This is a genomic window from Mesorhizobium sp. M2A.F.Ca.ET.043.02.1.1 (genome assembly GCF_003952405.1).
Classification (GTDB): Bacteria; Pseudomonadota; Alphaproteobacteria; order Rhizobiales; family Rhizobiaceae; genus Mesorhizobium.
This window is the reverse complement of the sequence record NZ_CP034445.1, coordinates 5558744-5575802: the sequence shown is the minus strand read 5'-3', so window position 1 is coordinate 5575802 and position 17059 is coordinate 5558744. Positions and strand designations below refer to the sequence as shown.

Below are 17059 nucleotides of genomic sequence, written 5' to 3'. Positions count from 1 at the left end.
CAAAGCGAGGAATTCCCATGGCTGCCACTCCCAGCGTAGCGTTGGTCTGGTATCTGGTGATCGCCGGCCCGCAAGGCGGCATGGTGGTGCTGCCCAGCACCTTCGACACCCGCGAGCAGTGCACAAACGCCATCACCGAATATCAGAAGCAGCCGACGCCGCAGGGCTGGGCCGTGCAATGCGTGCCGAGCGCCTCGCCGTTTACGGATGAAGGGGACGCGGAGGAGCCTTCGGCCCAGTAGGCAACACTCCCCCTCACCCAGCCTCCGCTTCGCTCGGCTGACCTCTCCCCGCTGGGGAGATGAGGCTGTCAGCGCCGGTGCCAATCTCTTCTCCCCACCGGGGAGAAGGTGGCCGCGTAGCGGCCGGATGAGGGGGCGTCGCGCTTCAACGCCCCGCGCTTACGCTCAGCGCCAGCTTGTTGTTGATCGTCTGGAACACCACGCAGTAGCGCTCGGTGAGCTTCATCAGAGAATCGATGCGCTCTTGCGGCTCGTCGGTGTCGAGGTCGAATTTCAGCCTTATCTCGCGAAAGCCGACCGGCGCATCGCGAGCGACGCCGAGCGTGCCGGGAAAATCGAGGTCGCCCTCGGCATCGACGCTGGCGTTGCCGAGCTTGAACTCCAGCGCGGTGGCCACAGCCTTCAGCGTCACGCCCGCGCAGGCGACCAGCGCCTCCAACAGCATGTCGCCAGAACATAGTTCCAAGCCCGAGCCGCCGGTGGCTGGATGAAGGCCGGCGACGGCAAGCGCCCTGCCCGTCTCCACCTTGCAGGCGATCGACTGATCGTCCAGCGTGCCGCGCGCTCTCAGCGTGATCAGTGCCTTGGCAGCGTCGTCGCGATAGGCTTCCTTTAGCGGCGCCTGCGTGGCCTTGAGTGCGGTGGCGTCCATGGTGCTGTCCTTTTCGATAAGTCTCCGAGCTTGATAGCACTGTTATGCTGGCGGGACAGCGCCCTCCTCTGTCCTGCCGGCCATCTCCCCCACTTAGGCCTACTTGGGGAGATTGGCGGCTTCTCCGGCGGCGCCCTTTCGTCAACGTCGGAGATTGGCGAAGGCCGACGCGACATCTGATCTCCCCCCTCGTGGGGGAGATGGCCGGCAGGCCAGAGGGGGCGCGAAGGAACTCGACATTTGCTAATAGTTTCTTTGACTTCCCTCGCCCTAGCCATACTTTTGCGGATGCCATCTAAGCGGAGTCGTCATGCGATCCAAGCTCGTCCCCCTTATCCTTCTGGCGCTCGCCGCCTTTGCTCAGCCGGGCTTCGCCGCGGAAGCACCCGAGCGCCCCGCGCCCCAAGGCGGCGTGCTGTCGCTGCTGCCGCCGCCGAGCGTGACCGAGCATTCGATCACGCTTGGCGGGCGCAAGCTGGATTACCAGGCCAAGGCCGGCACGCTCTCGCTCCTGTCGGGCAAGGGCGAGGTCACGGCCGAGATCTTCTATGTCGCCTACACGCAGCAGTCGTCCGCCCCGGCGAAGGATCGGCCGGTCACCTTCGTCTTCAATGGCGGGCCAGGCGCGGCGTCTGCCTATCTGCATCTCGGCGCGATCGGGCCACGCATCGTCGAGACAGCCGCCGACGGCGAGTTCCGCCGGCCGCCGCAAAAGCTCATCGACAATCCCGACAGCTGGCTCGACATGAGCGATCTCGTCTTCGTCGATCCGGTCGGCACCGGCTACAGCCGTGAGGCGCCGGGGCATGAGGGCAAGGAATTCTGGAGCGTCGATGCCGACGCCAGCTCGGTCGGCGCCTTTATCCGGCTCTATCTGGCGCAGAACGGCCGGACCGGATCGCCGCTGTTCCTCGCCGGCGAAAGCTATGGCGGCTTTCGCGCCGCACTTCTTGCCCGCACGCTGCAGGAGGATGTGGGCCTCAGCCCCAGCGGCATCGTGCTGATCTCGCCGGCGCTGGAGTTCATGCTGGTGCGGCCCGACCAGTTCGACCAGTTGCATTGGGCGCTGGAGCTGCCTTCGCTGGCGGCGACCCGCCTGAAGGGTGACGGCGTGAGCGGCGATGCGCTGCGCGACAGGCTGGCCGAGGTCGAGCATTATGCGCTCGGCGATTACCTGACGGCGCTGAACAGCGGGCTGGAGCAGGGCGGCAAGCTCGCCAGTGGGCGCGTTTCGGAACTCACCGGCCTGCCGCTCGAGCTCGTGCAGCGCAATTTCGCCCGCATCCCCACCGGGCTTTTCGCCAAGGAATTCCAGCGTGCTACGGGCAAGGTGCTCAGCCCCTATGACGCCACCATCGGCACGGCCGACATCGCGCCGCAAAGTCCGCGCGACGCCGGCCCCGACCCGGTGCTCGACCGCAGCGTTCCGGTCCTGACATCCGCCTTCGTCGCCTATGTCCGCGACGAGCTGAACTACCGCACCGATATCAGCTACCGGCTGCTCAATGGCGAGGTCACCCGCAACTGGGACTACGGCACTTCGGGCCAGGGCTATGCCGGCGTGATGAACGATTTGCAGCGGGCGCGTTCGCTCAACCCGGCCCTCGGCGTCGTCATCGTCAACGGCTCTACCGACCTGGTCACGCCCTATCTCGCCTCACGTTACCTGGTGAACCAGCTTCCTTCGCTGTCAGACGCCAAGCCGATCCGACTCGACGTCGTCGAGGGCGGGCACATGATGTATCTGCGGCCGGACGGTCGGCGCGCCCTGAAGGACGCGGCATCGGAGCTCTATCAGGCGACGCAGTAATCCCGACCGGCCTCCGGCAACGACCTGCGCCAACGCTAGCACCGCGCTGGAGCAGCGGCATGCGAGCTTTCGCCCGTATAGATGGAGCAACGGTCCCGACTGGGGCGGAACCGCCCCACGCAAACACATTTAAACCGCATGGCCGAAGTCATCGTCCTCGAAAGCCGCGAAAGGGTGCTGGCCGGCATCCTGTTCACGGCTGCCGCCTATTTCCTGTTTTCGGCGCAGGACGCCTCGATCAAGCTGTTGGTCGCTGGCATGACGGTCTGGCAGATCATGTTCGTGCGTTCCATCACCGTGCTCCTCGCCTGCGGCGCGATCGGCGGCAAGCGGCTGTTTGCCGACACGATCGATTCACCGATCGTCAGGCCGATGCTGGTGCGCAGCGCCTTCACGCTGGCCGCCTGGCTTTGCTACTACAACGCCGCGCGCTCGCTGCAGCTTGCCGAGCTCACCACCATCTATTACGCAGCACCCATCATCGTCACCGTGCTGTCGGTGCTGATCCTGGGCGAGACGGTGCCGCTCCTGCGCTGGATCGCGGTCTTCGTCGGTTTCGTCGGCGTCTTCATCGCCTGCGATCCGACGCGGCTCGGCCTCTCCGTGCCGGTGCTGCTGGTGCTGGCGGCCGCCGTGCTTTGGGGGATCGCCGTTGTGCTCTTACGCAAGACGGCGCTGCAGGAGCGCACGACGATCCAGCTCGTGCTCAACAATTTCTATTTCCTGCTCTTCTCGGCCGTGCCGGCGCTGCTGTGGTGGCGCATGCCTGACGGAACGCAGCTGCTTTTGCTCCTCAGCGTCGGCGCGCTCGGCGGGGTGGCGCAATATGTGCTGTTCGAAGGCATGAAGCGCGCCCCGGTGTCGATCGTGGCGCCGTTCGAATACACCTCGCTGGTCTGGGCCTTCGCGCTGGGCTACGCCATCTGGGGCGACGTGCCACGCACGGAGGTGTTCATGGGCGCGGCGCTGATCATCGGCGCCGGCCTGCTCATCGTCGGCAACGAGCATTTCCGCAAGCGGGAGCAGGCCTGATGACAGAGGGCTGTCAGGAGCAACCGGGTGGGCTGGCGCCATGACGGACACGCTCGAGATGCCTGAAAAGCTCACGCATGCCGCCGCCGACGCAGCGGCCGAGCGCACGCTTGGCATCATCCTGATCTCGGCATCGGCCATCGCCTTCGCGCTTACCGGCGTGCTGACCAAATCGATCCACGCCGATCCGCTGACGATCACCTGCTGGCGCGGTTTTTTCGGCTCGATCCTGATCAGCCTCTATGTGTTCTGGCGCCGGCGCCGCTCAAGCGGGCGCGAGAGCCTGAGACTGGGCTGGCGGAGCTGGCTCTTGGCGGTCGAGGGTGCCGCCGTCAGCATCGCTTTCATCTCGGCGTTCAAATACACCTATGTCGCCAATGTCGCGGTCATCTACGCGACCTCGCCCTTCATCGCCGCGCTCCTTGCCTTCCTTCTGGTACGGGAAAAATGCCGGCTGCAGACAATGGTCGCGGCCCCCGTATCGTTTTGCGGCGTCGCCATCATGGTGGGCGGCGGCCTCGGCAGCGGCCATCTGTTCGGCGACGGGCTGGCGCTTTTGATGACCACGGGCAGCGCGCTCTACATGATCATGGTGCGCGCCTTCCGTGATTCGCCGGTCGTGTGGGCGGGCGCGGTCTCGGCCTTCCTGCTCTTCGTGCTCGGCTGGTTCGTCACCGATCCGCTGGCCGTCTCGACGCGCGACGTGGTGCTGCTTGCCACCTTCGGCTGCTCCTTCGCGCTGGCCTCGATCCTGTGGACGGAAGGCTCGCGGCTTATCCCTGCCGCCGAATCCGGCCTGCTGGGCTCTGCCGAGGTGCCGTTCGCCATCCTGTTTGCCCTGATCTTCCTCGGCGAAGCTCCGCCCATGGCCAGCGTCATCGGCGGCGCCATCGTGCTTTGCGCGGTCTTTGCCCATGCCGGCCGCGACTGGCTGAAGGCCAAATCGGCGCGCTCGTAAAAATATTTCTGCCAATCACGGAACCATCATCCGGCTCAGGCATTGTTAGGTCGACGGGTCACCCCCCCAAGTCCCCCCAAACCCCTCGACCCGTCCGACTAGAAGCCGACCCGCAAAAAGGTCGGCTTTTTCTTTGGGACTTCCTGGCCCATCACCACGGCTGGGCGAGGCCATCGCCCAGCAGCTCCGCCAGATCCCGCGCCGGGCGCGGAGCTTCGCGACCGAGCCGGATGGCGAAGTCGGCCATCGGCAATGGCGGCAGGTCGTGCTCGTATGGCGCCTCCACAATGCCCGAATGGGCAAAGCGCCGGGTGCGCGGCGTCAGCGCGATGCCGGCATCGACCGCGGCGCGCAGGCCGGCAAGGCTGGCGCTGCCGGCGGCGATGCGGTAGCGGCGGCCGGCGGCATCGAGCGCGTTGAGCGCGGCCTCCCTGAAGCCGCAATAGGGATCGAGCAGCGCCAGCGGCACGGCTTCCTGCCGCGTCGCCAGGCCTTTTTCCGAGCAGAGCCACAACATCGGCTCGCTGACCACGGCCGTTTCATCTGGCGTCGGGACATGGCGCATGGAGATTGCGAGGTCGAGCTGGCCGGCCTGCAGCGCCGAACCGAGCTCCAGGGAGCGACCGACACGCAGCTCGATCCGCACACGCGGGTGGCTGGCGGCGAAGGCCCTTAGAAGATCCGGCAGGCCGTGGTCGGCGAAATCCTGCGTCGTGCCGATGGCGATGCGGCCGCCGGCGCGCGCGCCTTTCAGCGCCAACCACGCCTCGGTGTGGACGGCAAGGATGCGGCGCGCATGGCCGACAAGATCCTCGCCGGCCGGTGTCAGGCCGCGTCCCCTGCCCTGCGGGATGAGCAGCGGCTCGCCGACGATCTCCTCCAGCCGCTGCATCTGCGCGGTCACAGCCGACGGCGTGCGGCCAACGGCGGATGCGGCCTTGGCAAGCGAGCCGCCCTCGACGAAAGCGAGGAAGGTCTTCAGCAAGTCGAGATCGAGCATTTCCATACTTCGATGATATCGAATCGTTTCTCAAAAACAATTCGATTTTGTCGAATACATGCCAATGCCATGATCCTCTCATCGAAGGCGCGAGGCGCCCAACCCGAGGAGAGAAAATGCCGATCATCAATATCAGCGTCACCGGCAAGCCCGATGCCAAGCTGTCCGCCGCGATCGCCAAGGACATCACCGAGATTACCGCCAAGGAGTTACGCAAGGACCCGACGATCACCGCGGTCGCGGTCAATTACATCGATCCGCAGCACTGGTTCGCCGGCGGCAGGTCGCTGGTCGAGCATGGCACCAACACGTTCTGGCTGGACATCAAGGTCGTCGACGGCACCAACACCAAGCTCGAGCTCGAAGCCTATCTGAAGGCAATCTTCGAGGCTTTCGGCCGGCTGCTCGTGCATGAGGAGAGTTATGCCTTCGTGCACGAAGTGCCGGCGGCGGCCTATGGCTATGGCGGCAAAACCCAGGAATTCCGCTTCATCAGCGGAAGATTGAAGGCGGCATAGGCGCCGTCTTCCCCTTCTCCCCTTGTGGGAGAAGGTGGATCGGCGCGCAGCGCCGAGACGGATGAGGGGTGTTGGAAGGAACACGGCCTTGAAAAATTCAATGCTTTGAGGAGCTTACTCTCTCGCGCAGCGATCCTTCCAGCACCCCTCATCCGTCCGAGCTTCGCTCGGCCACCTTCTCCCACAAGGGGAGAAGGGGACGCTGTGCTTCAGCCCGCATTGACCTTGCCCGCGCTTCCGCTACCCTCTGCCACCGAAGCGGCCGCTCAAGAGCCGCGCCCTGGAGGAGACTGGGAGAGAGCGGCATGATCCTGACCCTGGCGCTGCTGGCGGGCCTTGTCTTTGCCTGGCTGCTGATCGCCGTGATCGAGCGGTTCCGGCTCGACCTGCGCTTCACCCAGGCGCTGCTCTATGTGCCGTTCAAGCTCGTCTATCGGATCGCCGACAACCGTATTCGCATTGCCCGAAGCGCCAACACGCCAGTCATTTATGTGATCTCGCACCAGTCGCGCATCGAACCGGCGCTGATGCTGTCGCTGCTTCCCGACGACACGCTGCATATACTGGACGAGGCCTCGGCGCGCTCGCCATGGCTGGAGCCGTGGCGCGAGCTTGGCCGCACCATCGCCTTCAACGCCGAGCATGTCTTCGTCAGCCGGCGCCTGGTGCGCGTGCTGAAGGGCAAGGGACGGCTTGCCGTCTACCTGCCAGACAGTGTCGAGCCCGACGTCAAATCCTTCCGGCTGTTTCGCGCCCTCACCCGCATCGCCATGCAGGCCGACGCCCGCATCGTGCCGATCTTCGTTTCCGGAACGCGCGATCTGCCGATGTCGCTGACGCCGAAGGAGAAAGCGCCCAGGCACTGGTTCCCGCGGCTTTCGGTGAGCGTGCTGGAGCCGATGACCATCGCCGAGCTGGTGGCGCGCAACCCCGACATGGCCTCCAACACCAACGCGCTGTTCGATCGTTTCGCCGAGGCGCGGCTCTACGGCACCAATCTCGACCGTGGCCTGTTCCTCGCCATGCGCGACGCCGCCGATCGCGTCGGCCCTTCGCGCCCGATCATCGAGGATGTGATCTCCGGTTCGCTCAGCTACCGCAAGCTGTTCATCGGCGCGCGCGTGCTCGGACGCCGTTTCGAGGCGGTGACGGCGCCCGGCGAAGCGGTCGGCGTGCTCTTGCCCAACGCCAATGGCGTGGTGCTCACCTTTGTCGGCCTGATCTCGGCGGCCAGGGTTGCGGCGATGATCAACTACACCGCCGGCCCGGCAAGCGTGACCGCGGCGATCCGTACCGCCGTCATCCGCACCGTGGTGTCATCCCGCGCCTTCGTCGAAAAGGCCGGCATCGACGACATCATTGCCGCGGTCGAGGCGGGCGGCGCGAAGATGCTGTGGCTGGAAGACGTGCGCGCCGGCGTGACCGCGCTGGACAAGGTCGCCGGAGCACTTTTGTGGCGCTTACCGCTGCAGCGGCAGCAAGCCTCGAAGCCCGCCGTCATCCTGTTCACCTCCGGCTCGGAAGGCACGCCGAAGGCGGTGGTGCTGTCGAACCGCAACCTGCTTGCCAATGTTATGCAGGCCGAGGCGCGCGTCTCCGTCTCGCCGGCCGACACCTTGCTCAATGTGCTGCCGGCGTTCCATTCCTTCGGGCTCACCGGCGGCACCATCCTGCCGCTGGTGCTGGGCGTAAAGCTGTTCCTCTACCCCTCGCCGCTGCACTACAAGATCATCCCCGAGATCGCCCGCAAGGTGAAGCCGACCGTGATGTTCGGAACCGACACGTTCCTCGCCAATTATGCGCGCACCGCCAAGGACGGCGACTTCTCCAGCCTGCGCTTCGTCGTGGCCGGCGCCGAGGCGGTGAAGCCCGAGACGCGGCGCACCTATCGCGACCGCTTCCAGGCCTCGATCGTCGAAGGCTTCGGCCTGACCGAGGCGGCGCCGGTGGTGGCGGTGAATACCGCCATCCACAGCCGGGACGGCACGGTCGGCAGGCCGCTGCCGGCCATCCGCATGAAGCTGGAGCCTGTCGAAGGCATCACCGAGGGCGGCCGGCTGTGGCTCGACGGGCCGAATATGATGATGGGCTACATGAGCGCCGACCGCCCCGGCGAATTGCAGCCGCTGGAAGGCTGGCACGACACGGGCGACATCGTCTCGATCGACCGCGAGGGCTTCATCACCATCCGCGGCCGGGCAAAGCGCTTCGCCAAGATCGCCGGCGAGATGGTGTCGCTGGGCGCCGTCGAGATGCTGGTGCAATCACTGTGGCCGGAAGAGCGCCACGCGGCGGTGGCGGTGCCCGACAAAAGGCGCGGCGAGCGTATCGTGCTGGTCACCACCGCCGACGACGCCAATGCCGAGGAACTGCGCCAGTTCGGCAAGAAGGCGGGTGCTGCGGAACTGATGGTGCCCAACGACATCCTCAAGGTGGAAGAGATCCCGGTGCTGGGCTCGGGCAAGACGGATTACGTCTCGGCGCGAAAGCTGGCGATTGATCGGTTGGGACTGGGTGTGGCGGCTTAGCGCGCCGCGTTACCCGATATCCGAAGGCGGCACCTTCTCGCCTTCGCGCATGGCCCGCTTAGAATAGGCGCGCACCGAGAACGGCAGGAAGAGCAGATATCCCGCGACCGAGGCGGTCAGCGTGTACCAGGGATAGGTCATCAGCAAGAGGATGTAGAGCACCACGCCGAGGATGACCGGCAGCACCCTGTCGCCGGGCACCTTGACGCTCTTGCCCGAATAGACCGGCAGGCGGCTGACCAGAAGGAAAGCGATGAGTACGGTGAAGCCCGTGGCGATGAAGGCGGCAGGGCGGGACGGCTCCAGCCCGAGCCGCAGGAAATAGAGATAGAGCGGCAGCATGACCAGCACCGCGCCCGCCGGGGCCGGCACGCCGACGAAATATTCGGTCTGCCATGCAGGCTGGTCGGTGTCGTCGGCCAGCACGTTGAAGCGGGCGAGCCGCATGCCGCAGGCGATGGTGAAGAGAAGTGCTGCGATCCAGCCGGGCGAGCCGGCGCGGTCGAGCAGGAAGGCGTAGAGCACCAGGGCCGGCGCGACGCCGAAATTGACGATATCGGCCAGCGAATCCATCTGCGCGCCGAATTTCGAGGTGGCCTTCAGCATGCGCGCCAGCCGCCCGTCGATGCCGTCAAGGAAGGCGGCAAGCAGCACCATGACCACCGCGATCTCGAAACGGTTCTCGAAGGCGAAGCGGATGCCCGAAAGGCCGGCGCAGATGGCAAGCACCGTGACCAGGTTGGGCAGCACCATGCGCATCGGGATCTCGCGGATGCGCGGACCGCCGCTGGCATGGGCCTCGAATTTCTTGAATGGCGCGCCCAACGCTCAGGAAGCCCTGACCAGGGGCGTGACCGCCGTGCCGCCGAATTCGGCAAGCACGGTCTCGCCGCCCACAGCCGTCTGGCCGACCGCGACGCGCGGCACGGCGCCTGTCGGCAGGAAGACGTCAACGCGCGAGCCGAAGCGGATCAGGCCGAAACGCTCGCCGATGGCGATCGAGCCGCCGGCCTCGGCCCAGCAGACGATGCGACGCGCCACCAGCCCGGCGATCTGGACGGCAGCGATGGTGCCGTTCGGGCTGTCGATGACCAGGCCGTTGCGCTCGTTCTCGGCGCTTGCCTTGTCGAGCTCGGCATTGAGGAATTTGCCGGGCTTGTGCTCAATGCGCGTGATCCGCCCACGCACCGGAGCGCGGTTGATGTGGCAGGAAAACACGTTCATGAACACCGAGATCCGGGTCATCTCGCCCGGGCCCAGGCCAAGCTCACTCGGCGGCACGGCCGGCCCCACCGCCGAGATCACGCCATCGGCCGGGCTCACGACCAGCCGGTCGTCGACCGGCGTGACGCGCTCGGGATCGCGGTAGAAATAGATGCACCATGCGGTGAGGATCAGCCCGATCCAGAACAGGACCGAGGAGAAATAGCCGAGAAACAGCGTCGCCGCGGCGAAGGCGGCGATGAAGGGATAGCCTTCGCGGTGGATCGGAACGAACGTATTCTTGACCGAGTCGAGAAGCGTCATAGGGCTTGGGGGCGGTCCCTGTTTCAGGTTGCGCCTCAATAGCCGAAAGCCCCCCTCCCCGCAACGCAACAATGGGGGATGTGAGGAAGCCAACATCGCTGCTGATTCCAGCATTGACTGTCGGAACCTCGCGACCTCATCCGTCCTAAGGCTGGAGAACCCGCCAACGGAGCCAGCCAAATGCCGTCATCGAGCAGCGCCAGGAAAGCCAATATCATCACTGAAGGCCTTGCCTTCGGCGAGTCGCCGCGCTGGCATGATAGCCGGCTCTGGCTCTGCAACTGGGGCACCGGCGAGGTCGTCGCCGTGGACGAGGGCGGCACAAGCGAGGTCATGCTCAAGGTGCCGGCCGTCCTGCCCTATTCGATCGACTGGCTGCCCGATGGACGATTGCTTGTCGTTTCCGGGCGGGAGGGGCTTCTGCTGCGGCGGGAAGCGGATGGAACGCTCGCCACCCATGCCGATCTCCGAGGCCTGTCGAAAAACCCCTGGAACGAAATTGTCGTCGATGGGCGCGGCAACATCTACGTCAATGGCGGCGGGCCGGCGCCGGCGCCGGGCGAGCATTTCGGACCGGGCACGATCGTGTTGATCAGCCCGAACGGGGCGGTGCGGCAGGTCGCCGAGGATCTTGCTTTCGCGAACGGCATGGCGGTGACGCCGGACCACCGGACGCTGATCGTCGCCGAATCCCATGCCAATCGATTGACGGCCTTCGACATCGCTGAAGAAGGCGGCCTTTCCAAGCGGCGCGTCTGGGCCGATCTCGGCAACGACTATCCTGACGGCATCTGCATCGATGCCGAAGGCTGCGTCTGGTATGCCGATGTGCCGAACCGGCACTGCGTCAGGGTGCGCGAAGGCGGCGAGAAGATCGACCAGCTCGAGGTCGATCGCGGTTGCTTTGCCTGCATGCTGGGCGGAGCCGACGGCAGGACGCTGTTCGTCCTCGCCGCCGAATGGCGCGGTTTCGAAAACATGGTGAGCGACGCCCGCACCGGTCAGGTGCTGAGCATCGCTGTATCCGCGCCGGGAGCCGGATGGCCTTCTTACACCTCCGGCACGCGCCGATAGTTGGCGATGTCGGCCTTGACGCCGAGCCGCGCGATGGTTTCCTGCGCGCTGAAGGCGATGCGTTCATGGGCGGCCTTGACGATCGGCACCACCTTGTCGATTGCCGCCTGGCTTTCCCACTCGACCATGGTGACGATGTTGAACTCGCCCGGGCCGGAGAATTGTTCGAGCAGGAAATCCTGCACGAAGGCCTCCTGCCGGCGCAGCAGTTCATGCGTCATGAAGACCTTGCTCAGGATTTCGTCGCGCGCCTCGGCCGGCACGACGAATTTGTCGACCCGGAACACGCTGCCGGTGGGGTGATTGTTGGTGCTCATTTCGATCTGTCTCCGATTTGGAAGGTTGCCTGGCAGGTGGCTCGGAGACGGTTTGCAAGCTCAAGATAGGTTGAGGTCAAGGGGGGATTTAGCGCCAACTTCTCCTTCTCCCCTTGTGGGAGAAGGTGGCCGCGAAGCGGCCGGATGAGGGGTGCTCCAGGGGAATGAGGCGTTGGCGTTCCCTGGAACACCCCTCAACCGTCTCGGCGCTGCGCGCCGATCCACCTTCTCCCACAAGGGGAGAAGGGGAAGCCGGCTCCTAGCTCACCTCCGCAGTCCTTCTGCGCACGATCACCCCAAGCTCGTCGCTTTCCCGCGCGATGCGCAGGCGCTCTTCGGCTTCGGTCGCTTCGCGCTGGCGGTCCCACATCGAGGCGTAGAGGCCGTGTTTGGCCAGCAGCGCCGTGTGCGTGCCGCGCTCGGCGATCTGGCCGTCCTTGAGCACGATGATCTCGTCGGCCGAGATCACCGTCGACAGGCGGTGGGCGATGACGATCGTGGTGCGGCCCTTGCTGACGAGGTCGAGCGCCGCCTGGATCTCCTGCTCGGTCTGGGTATCCAGCGCCGAGGTCGCCTCGTCGAGCATCAGGATCGGCGGCGCCTTGAGGATGGTGCGGGCGATCGCCACGCGCTGCTTTTCGCCGCCCGACAGTTTCAGGCCGCGCTCGCCGACCATCGACTTGTAGCCTTCGGGCAGCTTGTCGATGAACGGGCCGATCTGGGCAAGCTCGGCGGCCTTGCGCACCTCCTCCTCGCTGGCGCCGACGCGGCCATAGCGGATGTTGTAGGCGATGGTGTCGTTGAAGAGCACCGTGTCCTGCGGCACCATGCCGAGCACGGCGCGCAGGCTCTCCTGAGTGACGTCGCGGATGTCCCGGCCGTCGATCAGCACCTGGCCGCCCTGCACGTCGTAGAAGCGGAACAGAAGCCTGGAAATGGTCGACTTGCCGGCGCCGGAGGGGCCGACGATCGCCACCGTCTTGCCGGCCGGAACCTCGAAGGAGACGCCTTTCAGGATCTTGCGGTTAGGATCATAGGAGAAATGCACGTCGCGGAACTCGACCTTGCCGGGGCCGACCCTGAGCGGCTTCGCGTCCGGCTTATCGACGATCTCTTGGCGAACGTCGAGCAGGTCGAACATATGCTCGATGTCGGTCAGGCCCTGCCGGATCTCGCGGTAGATGAAGCCGATGAAATTGAGCGGCACCGAAAGCTGGATCAGCATGGCGTTGATGAAGACGAAGTCGCCGACGCTCTGCGTGCCGGCCTGCACCTCCAGCGCCGACATGCACATGACGATGACTGTGCCCAGGCCGAAGATCAGGCCCTGGCCGAAATTCAGCCAGCCGAGCGATGTCCAGGTCTTGGTCGCGGCGATCTCGTAGCGCGCCATCGAGTGGTCGAAGCGCTCGGCCTCCATGCGCTCATTGGTGAAATATTTGACCGTCTCGAAGTTCAAGAGCGAGTCGATCGCCTTGGTGTTGGCGTCGGTATCGCTGTCGTTCATGTCGCGGCGGATCGAGATGCGCCAGTCGCTGGCCTTGACCGTGAACCAGACATAGAGCCAGACGGTGACGGCGACCACGGCGACATATTTCCAGCCATAGGTGAAGGCGAAGATGCCGGCCGTCAGAGCGAATTCGAGGATGGTCGGCGCCGTGTTCAGCATGATGAAGCGCACGATCGTCTCGATGCCCTTGGTGCCGCGCTCGATGATGCGCGACAGGCCGCCGGTGCGGCGCTCCAGATGGAAGCGCAGCGACAGCTCGTGCATGTGGACGAAGGTGCGGTAGGCGAGCTGGCGCACCGCATATTGGCCGACGCGGGCAAATAGCGCGTCGCGCAACTGGTTGAAGCCGAGCTGGACCAGGCGCAGCACGTTGTAGGCGATGACCAGCGCCACGGGCGCGAGCAGGAAGGACGGCAGCGGCGGCGGGGTCTTGGAGGCATGGGCCAGCGCATCCGTCGCCCATTTGAAGAAATACGGGCCGGCGACCAAAGTGAGCTTGGCGACGACCAGAAGCAGCGTCGCCCACGTGACACGGGCTCTGAGATCGGCTCGCTCGGCCGGCCACATATAGGGCCAGAGATTGCGCAATGTGGTGAGGGTGCCGGCTTCGGCGGATACGGTCTTTTCGGCCACTAGTCTTGCCTTTTGGGTAAACTGCCGGGGCAGCAGGAAGCAATGAGTTGGTTGAGCGAGGCGGAGACGCCCGCAAGCGCGGTATGGTCGACCGCGTAGCGCGAGCGCTGGCGGTCGGCCTCGAAGCGGACGAGCCCCGCCTCGACCAGGACCTTCAGGTGCTGCGAAACGGTCGACTGGGCGAGATCGAGATGATCGACCACCTCACGGCACGAGCAGCATGAGCTGGCCGCAAGATGTTTCAGGATCTCGATGCGCGCCGGATGCGAGAGCGCCGCCAGGCGCAGCGCGATGGCGCGGCTGTCGGCGCAACGGCTTTCGGGGGATTCGGTCATCGTCCATCGCCGATAGACGATGGAGGATGAGAGGGCAAGCTAGGCGGATGGGTAGATTGAGGTGAGGCGCCCGCCATTCGCGTTCGTCATCCTAGGGCGGAGCGCCGCGCAGCGGCGCGGCGCAGACCCTAGGATCCTGTGTGTTGGTTCTGGTGTATGGTTGAGGTGGGAAGGAGACCGAGTGGATCGTGGTCGTCCTTTCGGACAGGCCGTGGCATGGCCCGGTCCCTTCCCACCGGTGAACCATCAACCTGAACAGTTGCACGGGGCTGTTCGAAGCAGACCCCGCACCACAGGAAGAGGCGTGGACATGATAGCCCAGAACTATGTCGGCTGCGACATCTCCAAGCAGTGGCTCGACTTTTTTGATGAGACAAGCGGCCGTCTTCGGCGCATCGACAACCAGGCCGATGCGATCGCCGCCTATGTGGCAGGCCTTGATCCCAGTCGGGACTTCGTCGTCATGGAGGCGACAGGTGTCCATGACCGGCTGCTGCGCCATGCGCTGGCCAAGGCCGGCGTGCCGTTCTCGCGGCACAACCCGGCGCACACCCACCACTATTCGAAGTCGACGCGCCGGCGCGCCAAGACCGATCCTCTCGATGCCAGGATGCTGAGCGACTATGGCCGTCGCTATAACCCTGAGGCCGAGCCGGCGCCGAGCGAAGAAGTCGAGCGGCTTCAATCGCTTGCCGGCCACCGCGATCATTTGGTCGAGATGCGGGCAGCGCTGAAGAAGCACCTCGCCGAGGCTTTCGAGGAGGCCGTCATTGCCGATCTGGAAGAGACGATCGCCTTCCTCGACACGCGTATCAAGGCGTTCGAGAGCCAGATTGCCGAAGTCATTCGTCAAAACCAGGACACCGCTCGCGACCATGCGCTGATGGTCTCCGTGCCCGGTGTCTCCAATGTCGGCGCGCTCTCTTTGCTGGCGCTCCTGCCCGAGCTCGGCCAGCGCTCACCCAAGGCGATCGCCGCGCTCGCCGGCCTTGCCCCGTTCGACAACAAGAGCGGCAAGCTCAGCCGCAGGAGCCAGATCCAGGGCGGGCGATCACGCGTGCGTCGCGCCCTCTATATGGCTGCCCTCACCGCCATCAGAACCTGTGAGCGCTTCAAGACCTTCTATACCGCACTTGCTGCCCGCTCAGGGTCCAAGAAACTCGCCATCATCGCCGTCGCAAGGAAGCTCCTGGTCGTCCTCAACGCCATCATGCGCGACAAAACCGCATTCGCGTGAACACAGTTGCCATGCCGTTACCCCAGAACATCCCGGCGTTCGAGAATTTTCACCTGTCCTGGCCGATGGCACTAAACAGCGCCATTTCTTTCTTCACCGCAGCACACTTCGGCGACTGTCACGGCATGGATCCTAGGGTCTGCGCGCGTCGCTTCGCTCCTTGCTCCGCCCTAGGATGACGAAGTCGCTACTCCGTCTTCGGCGCTGTCATCTGCTCGCCCATGGCCTTCATGTCGGCGTCCTCGCCCTCCTTGGACTTGGACGGCACCTTGAACACCTGGCCGGGCCAGATGCGGTCGGGATCGCGGATCTGATCCTTGTTGGCGAGATAGATGGTCGAGAAGCGTGTGCCATGGCCGTAGACACGACGCGAGATGCGCCAGAGCGTGTCGTTGCGGCGGATGATGACGGCGCTGTTGGCATGTTCGAGCTTCGGCGCGACCGTCTCGGCCACGTCGGCCGACGGCGTCGCCTCGGCGACCTTGGCCGGAGCCTCGGCGGGCTTGGCCGCTTCGGCCGTTGCCGCCGGCTTGGCTTCCGCGGCCTGGGATCCGGCACCCTGGACCTGTGCGAGCTTGGTCTCGGCCGGCTTGGCCTCGCCGGTCTTGGTCTCATTTGGAGCGACGGCTGCGATCGACTCGCCGGGCTCGCGCTCGAACGGCACGGCGGCGCGGGCGACGACCTTGACGCCGTCGCTGTCCAGGCCATCGACATGGATGGTGTAGTTGCCGACCGGGATGTCGCGGGTCGCTTCGATCAGGAAATGGCCGTCGGCGGAGGTCCGCGCATCGCCAAGCAGGATGGCGTCGGCATAGGCGCGCACCTTGCGGCCGGGATCGGCCGTGCCGGCGACGAAGATCTTGCTGCCGTCGATCTCGACCGCTTCGACGGCGATCTTGGGCTCGCCCGGGGCCGGCGCAGTCGCAGGCGCAGAAGCTTGATCACTGGCGGCGGGCGCGCTTGCGGCCGGAGCCTGGGCTGCCGGTGCCGCCTGGTCGGTGGCGGCGGGCGCCGCCGGCTTGGTCTCGACCCCGGGAACGGTGATAAGTTGCGAGGCCTTGCCCGGCTCCTCGACCATGGCCAGAACCTGCCCGGTCGGGCTCTGCGGCACCGAAACGACGGCGGTCTGGGCCGAGGCGACGGCAGTGCCGCCAACCGTCTGGCGCAGCGTGATCGTATAGTCGCCCGGCTTCAGCGGATCGTCGAGCACGATGGCGAAGGCGCCGTCGGGGCCGGAATCGGTCGAGCCGAGCACCGTGCCGCCACTCAGGATCTCGACCTTGGCGTTGGGCGCGGCGCTGCCGGCGACGACGATCGAGCCGTTGCTTTCGACGCGCACGACATCGAAGGTCGGCAGCGTCGAACCGGCCGCGGCGGCCGGCGCCGTTGCGTTCTTGTTGGCCGGCGCCATCGTGTTGGCCGGGGCCATTGTGTTTGCAGGAGCTTGAGGCACGCGCGCCTCGGTGGTCGTGCTCGAGGATTCAGCCGGTTTCGCGCCGGTCTGCGGCAGCGCCGCGACCTGCGCTGGTTTCTGGTTGATGTAGGGATCGAGCGCGCCCGACCCGTAGGCGACCGCCGCCACGACGGCCACGCCGCCCGCCGCGAACAAGAACGCCTTAGAAGGATTGATAGCCATAATTTTATACTGCCCCCTTAGCCACCTAACGCCGGTCTAGCGTGTTTTCT

16 protein-coding genes are annotated in these 17059 nt (G+C 65.5%); 8 read left to right on the top strand and 8 right to left on the bottom strand.

Translation table 11 applies throughout. The features are described from left to right. The first annotated feature begins 17 nt into the window (after positions 1-17). Positions 18-242 carry a hypothetical protein gene (locus tag EJ068_RS26410; protein WP_040984608.1) on the top strand — a complete coding sequence of 75 codons (225 nt, stop codon included), beginning with the start codon at positions 18-20 and terminating at the stop codon, positions 240-242. A 145-nt stretch (positions 243-387) separates the two neighbouring features. On the opposite strand, the gene EJ068_RS26405 is transcribed toward EJ068_RS26410, so the two are convergent. Continuing rightward, a complete protein-coding gene (locus EJ068_RS26405; RefSeq protein ID WP_127251690.1) occupies positions 388-894 on the bottom strand; it encodes an OsmC family protein in 507 nt (168 codons plus the stop codon). A 310-nt stretch (positions 895-1204) separates the two neighbouring features. Between EJ068_RS26405 and EJ068_RS26400 the strand changes: the two genes are divergently transcribed. The 3 genes from EJ068_RS26400 (at position 1205) to EJ068_RS26390 (ending at position 4694) form a co-directional block, all read left to right on the top strand. Beyond that, positions 1205-2704: a peptidase S10 gene (locus EJ068_RS26400; RefSeq protein ID WP_127251689.1), complete on the top strand. Its 1500-nt coding sequence runs from the start codon at positions 1205-1207 to the stop codon at positions 2702-2704. 138 nt (positions 2705-2842) lie between these two features. Then, entirely contained in the window at positions 2843-3736 is an 894-nt protein-coding gene (locus EJ068_RS26395; protein WP_127251688.1) for a DMT family transporter, read from the top strand. A 40-nt stretch (positions 3737-3776) separates the two neighbouring features. Continuing rightward, positions 3777-4694 carry a DMT family transporter gene (locus EJ068_RS26390; RefSeq protein ID WP_245463230.1) on the top strand — a complete coding sequence of 306 codons (918 nt, stop codon included), beginning with the start codon at positions 3777-3779 and terminating at the stop codon, positions 4692-4694. A 151-nt stretch (positions 4695-4845) separates the two neighbouring features. Here EJ068_RS26390 and EJ068_RS26385 read toward each other — a convergent pair whose 3' ends face one another. Next, complete coding sequence (locus EJ068_RS26385; protein WP_127253867.1) at positions 4846-5700, bottom strand: LysR substrate-binding domain-containing protein; 855 nt, start codon at positions 5698-5700, stop codon at positions 4846-4848. Positions 5701-5810: 110 nt separating this feature from the next. On the opposite strand from EJ068_RS26385, the gene EJ068_RS26380 reads away from it, so the two are divergent. Together EJ068_RS26380 and EJ068_RS26375 are read left to right on the top strand one after the other, a co-directional pair. Beyond that, positions 5811-6212, top strand: coding sequence for a 4-oxalocrotonate tautomerase family protein (locus tag EJ068_RS26380; RefSeq protein ID WP_127253866.1), 402 nt, complete (start codon positions 5811-5813; stop codon positions 6210-6212). Between the two features lie 305 nt (positions 6213-6517). Further along, positions 6518-8740 (top strand): AMP-binding protein, encoded by a 2223-nt coding sequence (locus EJ068_RS26375; RefSeq protein ID WP_128298331.1) that lies wholly within the window; start codon positions 6518-6520, stop codon positions 8738-8740. Positions 8741-8749: 9 nt separating this feature from the next. On the opposite strand, the gene EJ068_RS26370 is transcribed toward EJ068_RS26375, so the two are convergent. After that, positions 8750-9493: a phosphatidylcholine/phosphatidylserine synthase gene (locus tag EJ068_RS26370; protein WP_245456666.1), complete on the bottom strand. Its 744-nt coding sequence runs from the start codon at positions 9491-9493 to the stop codon at positions 8750-8752. A gap of 75 nt (positions 9494-9568) precedes the next feature. After that, complete coding sequence (locus EJ068_RS26365; protein ID WP_127253547.1) at positions 9569-10267, bottom strand: phosphatidylserine decarboxylase; 699 nt, start codon at positions 10265-10267, stop codon at positions 9569-9571. A gap of 180 nt (positions 10268-10447) precedes the next feature. Here EJ068_RS26365 and EJ068_RS26360 point away from each other — a divergent pair, with 180 nt between their 5' ends. Beyond that, positions 10448-11341, top strand: a complete 894-nt coding sequence (locus tag EJ068_RS26360) for an SMP-30/gluconolactonase/LRE family protein (protein ID WP_128315403.1) — start codon at positions 10448-10450, stop codon at positions 11339-11341. On the opposite strand, the gene EJ068_RS26355 is transcribed toward EJ068_RS26360, so the two are convergent. The 3 genes from EJ068_RS26355 to EJ068_RS26345 all read right to left on the bottom strand — a co-directional run bounded on the left by EJ068_RS26355 (position 11317) and on the right by EJ068_RS26345 (position 14136). Beyond that, entirely contained in the window at positions 11317-11658 is a 342-nt protein-coding gene (locus EJ068_RS26355; RefSeq protein ID WP_127253545.1) for an antibiotic biosynthesis monooxygenase, read from the bottom strand. The genes EJ068_RS26360 and EJ068_RS26355 overlap by 25 nt on opposite strands. Before the next feature lie 259 nt (positions 11659-11917). After that, entirely contained in the window at positions 11918-13801 is a 1884-nt protein-coding gene (locus EJ068_RS26350) for an ABC transporter ATP-binding protein/permease (protein ID WP_127253544.1), read from the bottom strand. Beyond that, on the bottom strand, positions 13801-14136 hold the full coding sequence (locus EJ068_RS26345; RefSeq protein WP_127253543.1) for a metalloregulator ArsR/SmtB family transcription factor: 336 nt from the start codon (positions 14134-14136) through the stop codon (positions 13801-13803). The genes EJ068_RS26350 and EJ068_RS26345 overlap by 1 nt, the downstream gene beginning before the upstream one ends. A 310-nt stretch (positions 14137-14446) precedes the next feature. Here EJ068_RS26345 and EJ068_RS26340 point away from each other — a divergent pair, with 310 nt between their 5' ends. Then, positions 14447-15373, top strand: a complete 927-nt coding sequence (locus EJ068_RS26340) for an IS110 family transposase (protein ID WP_129554534.1) — start codon at positions 14447-14449, stop codon at positions 15371-15373. A gap of 187 nt (positions 15374-15560) precedes the next feature. On the opposite strand, the gene EJ068_RS26335 is transcribed toward EJ068_RS26340, so the two are convergent. Beyond that, positions 15561-17009: a LysM peptidoglycan-binding domain-containing protein gene (locus EJ068_RS26335; RefSeq protein WP_127253803.1), complete on the bottom strand. Its 1449-nt coding sequence runs from the start codon at positions 17007-17009 to the stop codon at positions 15561-15563. Positions 17010-17059: the final 50 nt, after the last annotated feature.